The organism is Peribacillus sp. NJ4 (genome assembly GCF_030348345.1).
In the GTDB taxonomy this organism is placed as follows: Bacteria; Bacillota; Bacilli; order Bacillales; family DSM-1321; genus Peribacillus.
In genome coordinates, this window is sequence record NZ_JAUCFQ010000001.1 from 637,368 (window position 1) to 654,208 (window position 16,841).

Sequence of the window (16,841 nt, forward strand, 5' to 3'; positions counted from 1 at the left end):
TTATGGTTATGTTTCGGGGGTGCAATATTAATGGTGACTTAATGAATTGATTATTATATTAAAATTATTATAAATAAGTATTGATTTTTTCCTGAGAAGCTTTATCATTATATACATAAATAATAATGAAAAGGTGGTTCAATAATGACGAACAAGAAAAACCTTACTACAAGCTGGGGAGCACCAGTTGGAGATAATCAAAACTCAATCACTGCCGGCGAACGCGGTCCTGTACTCATTCAAGATGTACACTTGTTGGAAAAGCTAGCCCACTTCAACCGTGAACGTGTGCCTGAACGTGTAGTTCATGCGAAAGGTGCCGGTGCATTCGGTACTTTCGAAGTAACGAACGACCTTTCTCAGTATACGAAAGCTAAACTTTTCAATGGTGTAGGCAAGAAGACAGATCTTTTTATCCGTTTCTCTACAGTGGCCGGTGAATTGGGATCTGCCGATACAGTCCGTGATCCGCGTGGATTTGCTGTTAAATTCTACACGGAAGAAGGAAACTACGATATCGTCGGTAATAATACGCCTGTATTCTTTATTCGCGATGCGATTAAATTCCCCGATTTCATTCATACACAAAAAAGAGATCCTAGAACACATTTGAAAAACCCGACTGCAGTATGGGATTTCTGGTCACATTCACCAGAATCCTTACATCAAGTAACGATCCTGATGTCCGACCGGGGCATTCCTGCTACACTCCGTCATACACATGGTTTCGGAAGCCACACATTTAAATGGGTGAATGATGAAGGAAAAGGCGTTTGGGTGAAATACCACTTCAAAACAGAACAGGGCATCAAAAACCTTGATGTGAATCTAGCTGCAAAACTAGCAGGTGAAAACCCTGATTACCATACGGAAGATCTTTTCAATGCCATTGAAAAAGGGGACTTCCCTGCATGGAAATTATATGTTCAGATCATGCCTTTGGAAGATGCGGATACATACCGTTTCGATCCATTTGATGTAACGAAGGTATGGTCTCAAAAAGATTATCCGCTAATCGAACTTGGCCGTATGGAATTGAACCGAAATCCTGAAAACTATTTTGCAGAAGTGGAACAAGCCACGTTCTCACCGGGGACATTCGTGCCAGGAATTGAAGCTTCCCCAGATAAGATGCTTCAAGGACGTCTATTTGCATATGGAGATGCACACCGTTACCGTGTAGGCTCGAATCACAACCAGCTTCCGGTTAACCGTCCGAAAGTCGAAGCGAACAACTACCAGCGTGATGGCTTCATGCGGGCGGATGACAATGGAAAGGGATCTGTTTATTATGAGCCGAATAGCTTTGGCGGTCCTGCAGAATCAACGGAAAATAAAGTCACTCCTTTCGAGGTGACTGGAAAAGCTGCACAAGTGGGTCATAATAGTGATGATCACTACACTCAAGCAGGTGACTTATACCGTCTATTGAGTGCGGAAGAGAAAACCCGCCTTGTCGAAACGATTGTGGGCGCAATGAAACCTGTTGAATTGGAAGAAATCAAGCTTCGTCAAATCGGCCATTTTTACAAAGCCGATCCGGAATACGGAACGCGCGTAGCTGAAGGTTTAGGCTTGGTGGTACCACAAGAAGCGTAAAATATGGAACTCCCAATCTATTTTTAAAGCAAAAAGGCACCCATTCATGAATGGGTGCTTTTTTTTATACCGGGATGTCCTGTTCATCAGGAAGGCGATGATATTCTGACCTTGACCCCAAGAAATAGGACGCCAAAAGGGTGGCTGCTGCAAGTTGATGAATTAAAGCCATCGTTTTATAAAGCGTGGAACAAGGTGGTATCACTGACACCCAACAAGTTCGGTATGAATATATAGTTATAAATGTTCGTAAAGGAAGTAATGCAGTCAGATCAATAGGGGGCTGGGTACTTAGTTTATCGGTAAAGGGTGGAGTTAATGACTAATAAAAAGAAACGGGTTTTAGTAGGCAGTCCAGTTTACCAGAAACCACATATTTTAAAAAGTTTTCACTCTCACTTGAACGCTTGGATGTGGAGGGAATGGAGATTGGCCATTTTTTCATTGATGACAATGAAGATGAGCGATCAAGAAAATCCGGTTATATGACTTTTGAAATGAAACCCATTACAGGGAGGATGAACTCTGGTTCGCTCACCAGTACTACCGCCGTTCCTGGTCAGGTATCGTGAGGGGGTTGAATGCAAGTGGAACGATAGGCCGCAGCATAGCGGGAGATTTGGAGAAAATGTTTTTGAATTGCCTCACAAGTTATCTGACATACGCTTGAAGCATCTGGGCTGGGTCAAAGAAGAAGAGCGGATGGCGAAATTCAAAAGGTTTCAGGGATTGGACCCTGATGGTACCTATGGGAGTACCAAGCATTATCTAAGCAATCCGGATGATGCCCCCAATTTGGTTCGATTTGAGGAGTGAGGATCATTAATCATGAAGTCCCTATCAAGATGGCCCGGGTGCTTTGGCAATAATTAAATCGAATCAGCATACATTTGGTTAAGAGGAGGTGCAGTATGGACGTTTTTGTGAGGCAGAATGATTCCTTGTGGTATTATAGCCAATTATTCAAGGTGAATTACCAACTTATCATTGATTCCAATAATGGGATTGATCCACTTGCACTTATGATTGGCCAACAAATCAAAATTCCTGGCTTTACGACTACCAGTTATAGCATTAAGCAAGGTGATTCGTTATGGGCAATTGCCAGGTCACGTAATCTTTCATTGGATGCCCTATTTTTGGTTAATCCTAATCTCAACCCGAATGCCCTGCAAGTTGGTCAGACGATTTCTGTGCCATTAAGGATTACATGGAGGCTAGTTCAAGGAAACCAGGAATATGATTATGAGATGATGGTGACTGATGTAAGACGTTTGAAAAATATCTATCCATTTATTAAAACATCCCCAATTGGGGACTCGGTACTTGGGAGGGATATCCCCGAAGTGCTGATTGGAAATGGTAACAAACGAGTTCACTATAATGGTTCCTTTCATGCCAATGAGTGGATTACGACACCTGTGATCATGACCTTTTTAAATGATTATTTACTCGCAATCACGAATCAGGCTGACATCCGCGGTCTATCCATGTATCCTTTTTATCAACAGACGATGCTGTCGATCGTCCCAATGGTGAATCCGGACGGAGTGGAGTTGGTTCTGAAAGGCCCGCCTGCAGATGAGTCATTGAAAGGTCAGCTCGTGGAATGGAATAATGGCAGCGAAGACTTCTCTGGCTGGAAAGCCAATATCAATGGAGTGGATCTGAATGATCAATTTCCCGCCAAATGGGAATTGGAACAAGCTCGCAATAATGTAACGGAGCCAGGTCCGGCAAACTATCCTGGGGAAGGCCCGCTTACGCAGCCTGAAGCGATTGCAATGTCAGAGTTGACAAGAAAACGCGATTTTGGCAAAGTCCTTGCTTTCCATACCCAAGGAGAGGTCATTTATTGGGGGTTTGAAGATTTGGAGCCACCCGAGTCCGAAACGATAGTCAATGAGTTTGCGAGGGTCAGTGGATATGAGCCTGTCAAATCCGCCAATAGTTACGCAGGGTATAAGGATTGGTACATTCAGGATTGGAGAAGGCCAGGATTTACCGTGGAGCTGGGCAAAGGAACCAATCCCCTTCCTATATCACAGTTCGATGAGATTTATCAGAAATCGCTTGGGATTTTCTTAGCAGGGCTATATATGTGAATTTTGACCAAATGAAAAAGCTCAACTCCGTTTCCTGGGGTAGAGCTTTTTAGTCTTATAAACTATTAGACTTGAAACGATGAGGGCTGCTGCAAAGAATAAGTAAAGTTATGCTTTACTTATCGATTGCATGATTAACTCGCTTTAAGCCTAAAAAGTAAGGACGTTCTCCAGTATTCGTCCTAGTAATAATACAGCCCCTACCAAAAGGAATTCTAATAGTTTTACGGTAAGGAAGTTTGTCTCCCTTAGCGCTAGTATTGGCCCCACCTACGCCAGATACTTTGACGGCCACGCATGCCATCCAACCTAATTCCATTATAATGGAAAGCGCTTACATTTACAAAAATATTCGTATTGCAAATTTCGACATTCGCTTCTATATCCCCTTATCAGCATAGGAAAATGGGCTTCTTACTGATAAGGGCCCTATAAGATTCAGGTTAATCTGCAATGAATTCCTGCAACTTTTGCGTTAGTCCACCATTGCCGAATTTAATGAACTTTGTTTTTCCGGCATCTTGTTCAGGGGTAGAAGCGAATTCCAAAAAGGCTAATAAGTTGATCCGGCGGTAAAGAATATGGACAATGCCATATTCATAGAACCAACGATCGATCGTGTTGTAAACCCCTCTATTCAGTCGGTATTGCTGCTGGCACCAGTGGAAAAATATTCTGTCCGGCAGATTTAGGTACTCCATATCTTCTAAGCCCCCATTTTGCTTCTCATTCATGATAGGGGAAATGGTCCGTAGCGATTCCTTTTGCATAGTGCAATCCTCCCTCATTGATAAAAACGAAAAAACCCCCTATTCTTGTTGAATAGAGAGCCTCCAGTGAACTAGTCAGCTTATATATTTTCCTTATATAAAAGCAGTATAAAATACATTAATCCTATTTGTAAAGTTGGTATTTAGAATTATTGAAATAGATATGTTTACTTTATATTTTCCGGGAAAATTGATTGAAAATACGAATAAAATTTTATGTTTATTCGTTTATAGTTCGTATATAATGATTTTGAAGTATTAAGGAGGAGAGACTGAATGTATAAATCGAAAAAGATTTTATTATTGGGCTCGGGTGAATTGGGGAAAGAGGTCATACTTGAAGCACAGCGACTTGGTGTTGAGACCATTGCTGTAGACCGCTATGAACATGCCCCTGCCATGCAAGTCGCTCATCGCAGTTATGTGATCGATATGCTGGATGCGGAGCAACTAAGGGGAGTTGTAGAAAAAGAACAACCCGATTTGATTGTACCGGAAATCGAAGCCATCGCTACATCTGAATTAGTCAAGTTGGAAGAGGAAGGCTTTCACGTCATTCCGACGGCAAGAGCGGCTAAATTGACTATGGATCGTGAAGGAATCAGGAGGCTGGCTTCCGAAACCTTGGAGATTCCGACTGCAGCCTACAAATTCGCCGATACATATGAAGAATTTGTCCAAGCTGCCAAGGAAGTTGGATTTCCCAATGTCGTAAAACCGCTGATGAGTTCCTCAGGTAAAGGGCAAAGTGTGTGCCGAACGGAAGGTGACCTGGAGGATTGCTGGAAAATCGCGATGGAAGGCGGCCGGGTTCAAAATGGACGGGTGATCATTGAAGAATTTATCCGATTTGATTCGGAAATTACGCTGCTTACTGTCCGGGCCGTGAATGGTACCATGTTTTGTGCTCCTATCGGTCACATTCAGCAGGGCGGGGATTATATTGAATCATGGCAGCCGCATAATATGACAGAAGCGCAAATAGCGGAAGCTAAAAGAATTGCCCATGCCATTACGGATGAACTTGGAGGGTACGGATTATTCGGGGTTGAGCTTTTCCTCTCAGGGGATAAAGTCTATTTCAGTGAAGTTTCCCCACGTCCGCATGATACAGGGCTAGTGACATTAGTGACTCAGAATTTGTCCGAGTTTGCCCTGCATGTTCGAGCGATACTAGGATTTCCAATCCCGGAAATCACGCTGATCAGCCCAGGTGCCAGCCGTCCATTAAAAGCGCAAGATGAGTTATCGGAATATTCTATAGTCGGTGTTGAACAAGCTTTGGCTTTACCGAATACACAAGTGCGTCTTTTCGGAAAACCGGTTACCAAGGTAGGGAGAAGGGTCGCGGTTGCCCTGTCAACTGCCGATTCAATCGAGTTGGCGAGAGTGAATGCGGCCCGTGCTTTGGAATGTTTAGTTGTAGAGAAATAATAGTGAAAAAAGCGCTCTTTGAATGGAGCGCTTTTTCATATAGCATGACCTCCATAACCAGGCCTCCGACAGAGTTCTATAAGCGAAAATAAAGCATCCTGATTGGATGCTTCAGTTTATCGACAATAGGGGATTCGGAAGGGTCTCATCCCGAACCATGTTTAAGACTAGGGTGGACTTTATGGTTTTTTCTTGTTTTATGAAACCCTCAATAGTTTGAAGAAATTTGCGACACTCCTGCCGAATAACTGGCTAGCCAAGACCCCGCAGACGCTTGCGTCGAGGAGGCATGGCAGACAGTCGGCGGAAAGGGAGCGGATTTCTGAAAACAACCGGAACTTTTTTTCTTTTCTCCATTAATTTTTTAGCACTTTCAAACTCCTAACAAATCACTCTGATTTGAAGTTAGAGGGAAGGTATCTTTTTTCGTTCCATCTAGTTTTATATAATGGCGTAAAATCTTGATTTAATGCACTTTTTAACTAGTCATATATCATTTAATTTTATCTAATTATATATATAAACATCTAATCTGTGACCAAGTTGTGACCAAAGATGTGACTAGTTTTCTTATTTTATTAATGGGATTAATTAAGTAAAAGAGGAGGTTTATACAAACCTCCTCTTTTTCCATTTGTCACCTAAAGGGAGAATAAGACTAATTCAACGAATGACCCCAACCCTGCAAGGTTGTGGGAAAACCAAATATTCTGCCTAAGGCTTGACCATGTATAACTTTACCGCTAATTAAATAAGGTCTTCCCAGCAGGGTTAGTACAGCTTCCAACTTGCCATCTTTAACAAGGGAATGTATCTTACTGCTGCTTATTTCCCTTTTATCTTTCTCATTAAAGGATGCTGATGTTGCTTGAATTACTTCCATTAATTCCACTTCCTTATAAGGTTCAAAAAGTAAAAATCAATAGAACAAGAAGCCAATAGGCACCTCATTCTATTGATGATAAAAATACATAAGGTAAGTCCCAAAGGATACTTTTTAAAAATCGTATTTAGCCTCTTTTTCTTTACGGATGTTTGTATATGTTTCTGTTAACATGACCGTGTCCTCAACTAATCGTTCTAATCGGAAGAGAACATCATCGTTTACTATTTCCCTACGATGGAAATCCTGTTCTTCAATAAATACATATGTTTGAACAATTTGGGCTTTCATATAAGCCAAGATCGGCTTTAATGTCTTGCTATACATGTTAGGTATTCACACAATTAAGCATGGACAATCATCTAGAACGTAACAGCTTAATATAATATCGAGAAAACTAAAATCAAGATAAGGAGGAAAAAGAATTAACGCCTTATGAAGGAAGCACGGTCGATTAAGTTATCCACACATCATCACCTCAAAGGGATGGAAGCCGCCTTTCCCTCGGTGCCCCGTTGAAGTCAAAGCTCGTAGAAGAGCTAGGTTCCATCGGGAACAGGATGATTTGCTGGCTAGATCGTTGGTTCCCTTAGTTTGTGAAGGTATTACGATTGCTTGGGAAAATGGTCTCCAAAGGAATGTAGGCACATAGATGTCAAGAAAGACGAGAGTATACGGCTCATAAAAGCACTGATCCACAGTGCATCGTTTAAGGATTTATTACTCCCCCAGATTTAACCTGTAGAGACCGCGAATTTGTACCCAATATCAATATTGAAACGACTGACCTGACAGTCGTTAGTTTATGCAGTATTTTATTCATGCCGCAAGGTATAAAAAAAGTATTGGAGAGATGTTTATGTATTATCATCCGTATAATAATTATAGTCATTCAGTCGAACGTGCTCTTGTTAACACCTTTTATCACCATATTAATGAAGGTGGTGCGTCTTTCACTTTAAATACAGGAGACTCGATGGCATTCGTAGGAGATCTTTGGAACGACCAGATTTCTTCTGTAGTGGTCGCACCTAAGACTCAGGTAATTTTGTATGAGCATATTAACTTCAGTGGTAGGAAAAAGATACTGACAAATAGAAGTAACGATTACTGGAGGTTTAACATTCACCGCGATTTTAATGACACAGTTTCATCAATTAAAACTTATCAACTAGCCTAAATAATAAAAATGCCCCCAGTATCCAGCCTGAGGGCATTTTTTATTATAAAAATACAATTGGAGAGATGTTTATGTATTATCATCCGTATAATTATAGTTATTTAGACGAACGTGTTCTAGTTAACACCTTTTATGTTCATGCAAATGGGGGTGGTGCGTCCTTCACTTTAAATACAGGAGACTCGATGGCATTCGTAGGAGATCTTTGGAACGACCAGATTTCTTCTTTACGTGTAGCACCTAAGACTCAGGTAATTTTGTATGAGCATATTAACTTCGGTGGTAGGAAAAAGATACTGACAAATAGAAGTAACGATTACTATCTCTTTAACGTTCACCGCGATTATGGTGACAATACTTCATCAATTAAAACTTATCAACTAGCCTAAATAATAAAAATGCCCCCAGTATCCAGCCTGAGGGCATTTTTTATCCAAAATGTATCTTCCTCGATTCAAAATGGACACCCGATATTATCAGGGCAAAAAGTGAAATCAAAACTTAAAAAGCCTTAAGAGGTGCCTCCTCCCAAGACTCTTAAATATAAATCAAGACACCGACACATGTTTGTTTTCCTTGATTAACTGTTTTATACGAATGTTATAAGTTTTAGCCTTTTCTTGATATGGTTCTTTCCATTGCTCCAAGGTGTCGATACTCTGACCCACTGAGCACTGTAAACGAAATATTTACCGCACACATTCGCGAAACTCTTCGCTATTTTGAGCAAGCCATTCACAAACATTATCATACTCATCTTCATTTGCATTTTTTATTGTTGGTAATAGCTTTTCAAGCTTATTTATTCTTTTTTGAATTCTCACGATGTTTCCACCCCTAGCCGCTTTTCTATTTCCTTCATACGTTCATCAAGCTCGCCTACTTCCATTGCCTTAATGATACTATTTGATAAGGTTGCAATCACTCGTGCTCGATCTATACTAGATGGTTCTTCCTGAATTAGTTCATTAATCACTCTAGCAAGTAACCTTCTTACATCTTGAGGTCGGGTCAAACGAATATTTCCCTTTGGCATACTCATATTTTTTCCCACTCCCTTAAAATACTGTTATATCAAGGGATTAAACCTTTAATTTTTATACAAAAAGCAGAGTTTTTAGGCTTAAATTAAAAGCTTTTGTTCATATAGTTTCATTATTGTAATCATTTTATTTGAAGGTTCTTCCTATAATCATCTGTAAATAAATCAATAAATTTTGTATTGTCATTTAGACGGGAATAGACTCTACTTCCTACGGCATTTTCTAAATCTGTTCCAGTCAAATTGGTTGTGTAGATTGTCGGTTTACCAGAACGGCTTTCTACAATTTTAAACATCATTGCTATTCTCCAATCGTTATTTCCACCTATCGCTTCCAATCCTAAATCATCTAATATAAGAAGATCACATTTTTTTAGGTCTCTAAAAATATCTTCTTCCTTTTTTGCTGCTCCCTTTTGATAAGTTTCGCTAATTATTGAAAGTAATTTTCCTGTAGTTAAAAAACCTACCGTAAAACCTTTTTCTATTAAGGTTCTAGCAACTGCTACACACAAATGTGTTTTTCCAGTTCCCGGATTCCCCATAACCAAAAGATTATAGCGTACAGAAACCCGGAAATCCTTTACAAAACGAATAAAATTACTTTTTGCTCTAGCAGTAACATTGTTCGTTTCTCGGTAATCCTTAAATCCAGCGTTATTTAAAGTTTCCGGAATAAGGAAATACCCTTTCTTCAATCGGTTTGCAATTTCCTTCTCCCGCTCTTTTAAACTGTTTTCCATCTGAATTTTTAAAGCTATGGAATTCCTACAATTGGAGCAAGCTTGTGTTTCCCCTGCTTGAGTCCATTCATCGCCCTCATTAACCCGAAAAAAAATTGCCCCAGTCCCTATACTACCACTTTCACCGCATTCCGGGCACTCTATAGCTGTCCTAAATTCGGTTTCTATACTCCTTCCCTCTAATTCTATTCTATACGTAAGACAGTCCCTTCAGGAGGTTAGAGGTGAAGGCTTAAAATTTAAGGAACCTAAATCAGGAAAAAGCAGATCAATTACTATTACCCCTTCCCTAGCAAGAGAATTGAAAAAAGTTTATAAGCAACAAATAGAATACAAGCTTTTATTAGGCCAAACTTATCATGATTTAGATTTAGTTTTTGCTCAAAAAAATGGTAAGCCAATCCAACCAACTGAAATGGCAAGAAATTATCGTAAGGTGGTTAGTAGTACAGATTTACCCTATATTAGGTTTCATGACTTAAGACATACGCATGCTACGTTATTGCTGCAAAAAGGGGTACACCCTAAAATTGTTTCCGAACGTTTAGGTCATTCAACAATAGGTATTACAATGGACACTTATACACATGTATTACCAAACATGCAAAAAGAAGCTGCTCAACAATTTGAGCAACTCATTAAATAGCATATGTAATTTCAAAAAAATAATGATGTGACCAAACCGTGACCAAAAACAATATTTTTTGCTTTTTCGCGAACACAAATCTTCCTTATCAACTTCATCAAAAGGCCTCTAAAACCCTTATATATCAAGTGTTGGCGGGACCGCCTGGGAATCGAACCCAGCTGACCTGACACGCAGGTCACAAGCGGTTTTGAAGACGTTGAATGAAAAGAACTTGGTTCAAGATCACTTACCCACGCTGGTGTTAACTAAATCTTTTTCATTCCTCTAAAGCCTGTAAAATGACCCCACTACTGATGATTTTCCTGAATAACCCACAACTTCATAAAAGTGGCATACAATTCCGAGTCAAGCTGCCTTTACTTTGTCTTAACAATTATCCTGCTGCATTTTTACATAGCCTTGACATTGAGTTCATTTTCTTCACCTATAGTTTAATTAAAGAGAAAACATTAATGGGAGGTCATTCATTTGAATCGCACATGGAGTAAAAAGGTTTTACCCATCACACTCGTTTCTGCATTAGCATTTGGAAGTTTATCATGGTCCGCTACGGATCGTGTTTCGGCAAAGGGGAATCCAAAAAAAGAACCCGAAATCAAGAACGTGATTTTCCTGATCGGTGACGGCATGGGTGTTTCCTATACCTCCGCTTACCGGTATTTAAAAGATAACCCTGGTACCCAGGTGGCAGAACGGACAGAGTTTGATAAATACTTGGTGGGCCAGCAGATGACCTACCCTGAAGACGCTGCACAAAATATAACGGATTCAGCCTCGGCAGCAACGGCAATGTCTTCCGGAGTGAAGACTTATAACGCTGCCATTGCAGTGGATAATGATAAATCCGAAGTCAAAACCGTATTGGAAGCAGCGAAGGAAAAAGGAAAAGCGACGGGATTGGTTGCCACTTCTGAAATCACTCATGCTACACCTGCATCTTTTGGCGCCCATGATGAAAATCGGAAAAACATGAATTCAATCGCAGACGATTATTATAATGACTTGATCAAGGGCAAACATAAAATTGACGTCCTCTTGGGCGGTGGGGAATCCAATTTTGTCCGTCCGGATGTCAATTTGGCGAAAGCCTTCGAAAAAGACGGTTACAGTTATGTGACTGATAAAAATCAAATGCTCAAGGACAAAAATGAACAGGTACTGGGATTATTCGCTTCAGAAGGACTCCCGAAAATGATTGACCGCCCAAGTGAAACGCCTTCTTTGAAAGACATGACTAGTTCGGCCATCGAGCGTTTGAATAAAAATAAAGATGGTTTCTTCCTTATGGTCGAAGGAAGCCAAGTCGATTGGGCAGGACATGATAATGATATCGTAGGTGCAATGAGTGAAATGGAAGACTTTGAAAAAGCATACAAAGCGGCCATGGAATTTGCGAAGAAAGACAAACATACCTTAGTGGTGGCTACTGCGGATCACTCTACAGGAGGATTCTCTATTGGAGCCAAAGGAATCTATAACTGGTACGGTGAACCCATCAAGGCAGCCAAACGCACCCCTGACTTCATGGCGGATGCCATCGTCAAAGGCGCCGATGTTGAAAAAACTTTAAAGCAATATATTGATCAAAATGAAGTGAAGCTAACTAACGATGAAATCAAAACGGTTTCCGATGCTGCCAAAACAAAAAATGTGACGAAAGTCGATAATGCCATTGAAGCCCTATTCGATAATCGGACCAATACTGCATGGACTACCGGGGGACATACGGGTGAAGATGTACCGGTCTACGCATACGGGCCATATAAAGAGCGTTTTGCCGGGCAGGTCGATAACACGGATCATGCCAAAATCATCTTTGATCTATTAAAGAAGTAATAACACTTCAGGGAGGGATTCAATGAAAAGACTGATGATTGGTGCCCTGTTATTAACGGCATTTGGTGCTCTTAATACCCAACCAGCTTACGAAGAAGAAACGACAGCTAAAGAAAAAACAGAGGAAAGTGCACGACCACTGGTAAAAAAGGATGTCTATGTTCCGAATCCACAGCTTCCTGATGATATAAACTTGAACCAGATCGGTCAGAACGTTTCCGATGCAAAAGGCGAATTAACTTTGAAGGCCTATAAAAAAGTGAATGAAACGTTGAATGTTGGTCCGATCGAGGTTAAAGTCAAAGAAATGAAAGTGATGCATGCCACTCCGGATTACAGCATGATCGATTTCTTTCATGGCTATACACATGATGAAGATTTCGATATCGTAAAAGTGAACGTGGATATCAAAAACAATTCGGATAAAAAAATCAAGTTTTCCCCAGTCGCTTTCCTTGAAACAGACAAAGGGGAACATCTGACATGGGAAGATGACATCTATTTAGAAGAACTTACTGGTGTAATAGAAGGAAACGGTTCAAAAAATGGAAACATTGGTTTCATTCTAAGTGATGGAGACATAAAGGGAATATCCTTCATGACAGGTGATGCGGTGGATGAAGAAAGGGAAGTCCTTGCAAAAGGCAAGTCAGCTGAATTCGCTTTTTAGAGAATATGGTGTATGAATACCTTCCAAAAAACAAATACTAGAACAAGTGATAGGGATTTCTATCACTGAACGGAATCTCCAAATCCTAATGATGAGGTGACACAGAATGAGCTATAAAGATCAATTAGATCCACATTCTCAAAAGTTTCACCATAATTGGACAAGACCTAAGCGTTCAAATTCTCAAGTTAATGGCCATACGCAAGAATCGCAAACAAACATTATACTAAGAAGCAATGCAAAGGCTCACAGGTGGTAATGGATATTTCCGACAAAGAAGGAGGCTCTTAGTGAGTCTTCTTCTTTATATTTAAAATAGTTCATCTATACCAATCAAGGCATACATGGCTTTTCATTGATAATTATGATACCATTTACCTTTAAGGTTAAAGTGATGAGCTTGGCGTGAAACTGGAGTTTCGATCTCGATTGAAAGTTTCACCTTATACAAATAGAGGACGTGAATTGTAATGATTAAAATTGAAATCCCTGCAGCGGATATAAGCATCAAACAAAGAAAGCAAGTTATAGAAGGAGACGAAGCCGTCATTCCTGAAATTTACGGGTTTATCGATTTTCATTTGATTCCCCGTGATAAAGGCGGCATCATCTTGTTTTACAATGAAAACGAAGAGCTGATTTTTGTCGGGAAAGCACGTAAATTAAGACAAAGGGTCAAAAAGCACTTCGAGGATAATGTTTCTCCAATTAAAGAGCATCGTAATGAAGTCAAGAAAATTGACATTCTTATAGTCGAAGATGCCATGGAACGTGAAATCTATGAAACGTACATGATCAATAAACTTCATGCTAAATACAACATCGACAAAGTGTTTTATAAATAAGAAGAACCTATGAAAAGCTGACTGCATATGCACTCAGCTTTTTTGTGTGCAAACTTAAGTTTACATATGTACAAAAATAATTTCGTACATTTACAGCTGCTCCATGTTAGGTTAACAATGTTGGTTTATATTTAGAGTATTCCAATACATTTTCAGGAGGAAGCTATTGAAGAAAATACTTTGTAAAAAGGTGTTAGTTATCTCAATCGGGACAGTGATTGCCTTTGGGAATTTAACGTGGTCCGTGTCACAAGCTTCTAAACTGGCGAAACAGAGAGAGATTGAAACTTTTGAACAAAAGACAGTAAAATCTTCAGGGTGGGAAATGGCGGAATAAGCAAAGTAACCAATAATTTTTTTCTTGATTTTCAACAAAGAAAAAGAAAAATGTATTGGATAATGAAACGTTGTTGATGATCAGCAGCTTGTCAATATGGAAGTACAATAAATGATAAAACTGTAATGGAGGTTCATTACACATGATGTTATGTGTGATTGGGCTTCCATTTAATTTTTTTAGTTTTAGGAAGAATGTCAGCACCTTTCATTTATCCGTGATTGCCCATGCTGAGTATCGGGTGCAATGGCTGATTACATATGTTCAGGAAAAGTATTCAAGAGGTAATTTTGATAAAAAGCTTGCAAATAGGAATGATTACGTTTTATTATTAAAGAGTGATTTTTCATGGAGGTTAACTTTTGTATTTAAATCGTAATGATTTTGATTTGTGAACAAAAATAATAAATCAGGTAAGGAAGTGACAAGGGATGGAGAAGGAGAAAATTCCCGTTACGGTATTGAGTGGATACCTTGGTGCGGGAAAGACGACGCTTTTGAATCATATACTTGAAAATCGCAATGATCTAAAGGTTGCCGTCATCGTTAATGATATGAGTGAGATCAATATTGATGCTTCGCTGGTCAAAAAGGGAGGGTTTACCCGGACAGATGAAAAACTTGTGGAAATGCAGAATGGCTGCATTTGCTGTACGCTTCGTGAGGATTTAATGATCGAGGTGGAGAAATTGGCGAAACAAGGGGACATTGATTACATCGTGATTGAATCGACTGGGATAAGCGAACCGGTACCTGTAGCCCAAACCTTCTCCTATGTTGATGAAAGCATGGGAATTGATTTATCGGAATATTGCCGGCTTGATACGATGGTCACCGTTGTTGATGGGTATAACTTTTGGCAAGACTTCACTTCCGGAGAAACACTTATTGACAGGATGCAGGCAACTGATACTGCGGATGGCAGGGAAGTCGTCGATCTTTTAATAGATCAGATTGAGTTCGCCAATGTCATCCTGTTAAATAAAATCGATCTAATGGATGCTGACGCCGTGGAGGAACTGAAAGCGGTACTTCATAAAATGAATGCAGATGCGAGGATCATCGAAACGGATCATTCCAAGGTGCAGCTAAAGGAAGTATTGAATACGCATTTATTTGATTTTGAAAAGGCAAGCCAAGGTGCAGGCTGGATAAAAGAGTTGAATGAAGAGCATATCCCTGAAACCCTTGAGTACGGGATTTCATCCTTCGTTTACAGAAGGAAATTACCCTTTCATCCATCACGGCTGATGACGTGGTTAGAAAGTTGGCCGGTGGAAGTGGTGCGGGCAAAGGGCTTCCTTTGGCTGGCATCAAGAAATGATATAGCCGGATTGCTATCGCAAGCAGGACCGTCATTAACGATACAAGCAGCCGGTAAATGGGTCGCAGCTTACCCTGAGGAAGAACAGCTCCAAATTTTGCAGGAAGCACCTGAATTACTGGAACGGTGGAATGCGGTATATGGTGACCGGATGACGGAGCTGGTGATGATTGGCATCGAGATGAATCAAGAGGAGATAGAACGTGAACTAGATCAATGTTTACTGACTTCAGCAGAGTTGCAGCAGGATTGGTCTCTGTATGAAGATCCATTACCTGCATTTACGGAAATAGTCCATTAAAATTTAGGAGGAAAAAAACATGAGAGTGAACATTACTTTAGCATGCACTGAATCAGGGGACCGGAACTATATCACAACGAAAAACAAGCGGAATAACCCGGACAGGATCGAGCTGAAAAAGTACTGCCCGCGTTTAAAGAAACACACGCTTCACCGTGAAACGAAGTAATTTCGAGATTTAAATCGTAATGATTATGCTTTATGAAGAGATTGGATGTAAAAGGAGGGAAGTTCATGTTGGAATGGATCATTATTGGCGGAGGCATTCAAGGTACGATTATGGCTGCATTTTAGTCTTATCCAGGCCCGTAATAAGGGATCCATTCCACCTGACTTACATAAAGCGCTGATGAATCAGGTTAAACAGGGATTATTGCGTGTGATGGATGTTGAAGTGATAAGCGCTGTGCGGAGGGACGGGCATATTAGCCTCAGGGATAAAAACAAAAAGGTTATTCAACAAACAGGGACGATCCTTTTGGCGACCGGCTTTAAGTCATCAATGCCAGGGAAGGATTGGCTAACGCCAGTCATCCAGTAGCATGATTTACGCTGCGCGAAATGTGGTTATCCGATTGTATCGCAGTCATTGCAGTGTGGACCTGGTTTAGATGTAACGGGAGCATTGGCTGAACTTGAAATGGCCCGATATCCAGGAATATATCGGGAGCAAGACAGGCAGCGGAACGGATTGTGAACAGTTTATAGAATTTATAAAATCATTATGTTTAAAAAAGGAGAATATAAATGGCGAAAAAATCCAAAGTGGTAAAAGCACAAAAACAGTTGGCAATGGTCGAAAAATATGCAGAAATCCGTAGGGAATTGAAGGCGAAAGGGGATTATGCTCCATTGGCTAAACTGCCGCGTGATTCTTCGCCGACAAGGGTCAACAATCGTTGTGGAGTAACAGGGAGACCGCGTGGGTATATGCGCAAATTCAACATGTCCCGTATCGCTTTTAGGGAACTTGCACATAAAGGGCATCTGCCGGGTGTTAAAAAGGCAAGCTGGTGAAGCGTGGTGGTGAAAGTGATTAGGGATGAAAGTCTTTCATTCACTTGAATCAAGTACTAGTACTACAAAGAACATTCATAAAAAAGGGAGCCCTTGTTAAACAGGG

21 protein-coding genes and 1 pseudogene are annotated in these 16,841 nt (G+C 40.3%); 16 read left to right on the plus strand and 6 right to left on the minus strand.

The genetic code is table 11. The annotated features are described in order from the left end of the window. The first annotated feature begins 144 nt into the window (after positions 1 to 144). The 3 genes from katA (at position 145) to QUF94_RS03150 (ending at position 3,704) form a co-directional block, all read left to right on the plus strand. Positions 145 to 1,599, plus strand: coding sequence for a catalase KatA (gene katA, locus QUF94_RS03140; RefSeq protein WP_289314577.1), 1,455 nt, complete (start codon positions 145 to 147; stop codon positions 1,597 to 1,599). A gap of 422 nt (positions 1,600 to 2,021) precedes the next feature. Continuing rightward, the gene (locus QUF94_RS03145) at positions 2,022 to 2,171 is read left to right on the plus strand and encodes a hypothetical protein (RefSeq protein ID WP_289314578.1); all 150 of its coding nucleotides are present in this window, start codon (positions 2,022 to 2,024) and stop codon (positions 2,169 to 2,171) included. 339 nt (positions 2,172 to 2,510) lie between these two features. Next, positions 2,511 to 3,704, plus strand: a complete 1,194-nt coding sequence (locus QUF94_RS03150) for a M14 family metallopeptidase (RefSeq protein WP_289314579.1) — start codon at positions 2,511 to 2,513, stop codon at positions 3,702 to 3,704. Between the two features lie 443 nt (positions 3,705 to 4,147). On the opposite strand, the gene QUF94_RS03155 is transcribed toward QUF94_RS03150, so the two are convergent. Beyond that, entirely contained in the window at positions 4,148 to 4,474 is a 327-nt protein-coding gene (locus tag QUF94_RS03155; RefSeq protein WP_289314580.1) for a hypothetical protein, read from the minus strand. A gap of 276 nt (positions 4,475 to 4,750) precedes the next feature. Between QUF94_RS03155 and purT the strand changes: the two genes are divergently transcribed. Further along, on the plus strand, positions 4,751 to 5,908 hold the full coding sequence (purT, locus tag QUF94_RS03160) for a phosphoribosylglycinamide formyltransferase 2 (protein WP_289314581.1): 1,158 nt from the start codon (positions 4,751 to 4,753) through the stop codon (positions 5,906 to 5,908). 658 nt (positions 5,909 to 6,566) lie between these two features. Here the strand turns inward: purT and QUF94_RS03165 are convergent. Together QUF94_RS03165 and QUF94_RS03170 are read right to left on the minus strand one after the other, a co-directional pair. Continuing rightward, positions 6,567 to 6,791, minus strand: a complete 225-nt coding sequence (locus QUF94_RS03165; RefSeq protein ID WP_289314582.1) for a riboflavin kinase — start codon at positions 6,789 to 6,791, stop codon at positions 6,567 to 6,569. Positions 6,792 to 6,905: 114 nt separating this feature from the next. Further along, positions 6,906 to 7,103, minus strand: a pseudogene (locus tag QUF94_RS03170) (FMN reductase); the annotation flags it as partial. 547 nt (positions 7,104 to 7,650) lie between these two features. Between QUF94_RS03170 and QUF94_RS28710 the strand changes: the two are divergent. Then, positions 7,651 to 7,971, plus strand: coding sequence for a beta/gamma crystallin domain-containing protein (locus tag QUF94_RS28710; RefSeq protein ID WP_353957735.1), 321 nt, complete (start codon positions 7,651 to 7,653; stop codon positions 7,969 to 7,971). Positions 7,972 to 8,042: 71 nt separating this feature from the next. Then, positions 8,043 to 8,360, plus strand: a complete 318-nt coding sequence (locus QUF94_RS03175; RefSeq protein ID WP_289314583.1) for a beta/gamma crystallin domain-containing protein — start codon at positions 8,043 to 8,045, stop codon at positions 8,358 to 8,360. A gap of 300 nt (positions 8,361 to 8,660) precedes the next feature. Here the strand turns inward: QUF94_RS03175 and QUF94_RS03180 are convergent, their stop codons facing one another. From QUF94_RS03180 to QUF94_RS03190, 3 genes are all read right to left on the minus strand, one after another. After that, positions 8,661 to 8,795: a hypothetical protein gene (locus tag QUF94_RS03180; protein ID WP_289314584.1), complete on the minus strand. Its 135-nt coding sequence runs from the start codon at positions 8,793 to 8,795 to the stop codon at positions 8,661 to 8,663. Beyond that, a complete protein-coding gene (locus tag QUF94_RS03185; protein ID WP_289314585.1) occupies positions 8,792 to 9,013 on the minus strand; it encodes a hypothetical protein in 222 nt (73 codons plus the stop codon). Before QUF94_RS03185 ends, QUF94_RS03180 begins: the two co-directional genes overlap by 4 nt. Before the next feature lie 122 nt (positions 9,014 to 9,135). Next, positions 9,136 to 9,756, minus strand: coding sequence for an ATP-binding protein (locus QUF94_RS03190; protein ID WP_289314586.1), 621 nt, complete (start codon positions 9,754 to 9,756; stop codon positions 9,136 to 9,138). A 187-nt stretch (positions 9,757 to 9,943) separates the two neighbouring features. On the opposite strand from QUF94_RS03190, the gene QUF94_RS03195 reads away from it, so the two are divergent. The 10 genes from QUF94_RS03195 to rpsN all read left to right on the plus strand — a co-directional run bounded on the left by QUF94_RS03195 (position 9,944) and on the right by rpsN (position 16,735). Further along, on the plus strand, positions 9,944 to 10,402 hold the full coding sequence (locus tag QUF94_RS03195; protein ID WP_289318277.1) for a tyrosine-type recombinase/integrase: 459 nt from the start codon (positions 9,944 to 9,946) through the stop codon (positions 10,400 to 10,402). Positions 10,403 to 10,873: 471 nt separating this feature from the next. Then, positions 10,874 to 12,241 (plus strand): alkaline phosphatase, encoded by a 1,368-nt coding sequence (locus QUF94_RS03200; RefSeq protein WP_289314587.1) that lies wholly within the window; start codon positions 10,874 to 10,876, stop codon positions 12,239 to 12,241. A gap of 22 nt (positions 12,242 to 12,263) precedes the next feature. After that, a complete protein-coding gene (locus QUF94_RS03205; protein ID WP_289314588.1) occupies positions 12,264 to 12,911 on the plus strand; it encodes a DUF4352 domain-containing protein in 648 nt (215 codons plus the stop codon). 106 nt (positions 12,912 to 13,017) lie between these two features. Next, complete coding sequence (locus QUF94_RS03210; RefSeq protein WP_076368068.1) at positions 13,018 to 13,170, plus strand: YpzG family protein; 153 nt, start codon at positions 13,018 to 13,020, stop codon at positions 13,168 to 13,170. Between the two features lie 205 nt (positions 13,171 to 13,375). Continuing rightward, positions 13,376 to 13,756 carry a nucleotide excision repair endonuclease gene (locus QUF94_RS03215; protein WP_289318278.1) on the plus strand — a complete coding sequence of 127 codons (381 nt, stop codon included), beginning with the start codon at positions 13,376 to 13,378 and terminating at the stop codon, positions 13,754 to 13,756. Between the two features lie 166 nt (positions 13,757 to 13,922). Continuing rightward, positions 13,923 to 14,093, plus strand: a complete 171-nt coding sequence (locus tag QUF94_RS03220; protein ID WP_181762212.1) for a hypothetical protein — start codon at positions 13,923 to 13,925, stop codon at positions 14,091 to 14,093. A 431-nt stretch (positions 14,094 to 14,524) separates the two neighbouring features. Then, positions 14,525 to 15,718, plus strand: a complete 1,194-nt coding sequence (locus QUF94_RS03225) for a GTP-binding protein (protein WP_289314589.1) — start codon at positions 14,525 to 14,527, stop codon at positions 15,716 to 15,718. A 19-nt stretch (positions 15,719 to 15,737) separates the two neighbouring features. After that, positions 15,738 to 15,887 (plus strand): 50S ribosomal protein L33, encoded by a 150-nt coding sequence (rpmG, locus tag QUF94_RS03230; protein WP_034310390.1) that lies wholly within the window; start codon positions 15,738 to 15,740, stop codon positions 15,885 to 15,887. Between the two features lie 180 nt (positions 15,888 to 16,067). Then, positions 16,068 to 16,259, plus strand: coding sequence for a hypothetical protein (locus tag QUF94_RS03235; RefSeq protein WP_289314590.1), 192 nt, complete (start codon positions 16,068 to 16,070; stop codon positions 16,257 to 16,259). A gap of 206 nt (positions 16,260 to 16,465) precedes the next feature. Next, positions 16,466 to 16,735 carry a 30S ribosomal protein S14 gene (gene rpsN, locus QUF94_RS03240; RefSeq protein WP_289314591.1) on the plus strand — a complete coding sequence of 90 codons (270 nt, stop codon included), beginning with the start codon at positions 16,466 to 16,468 and terminating at the stop codon, positions 16,733 to 16,735. The last annotated feature ends 106 nt before the right edge of the window (positions 16,736 to 16,841 follow it).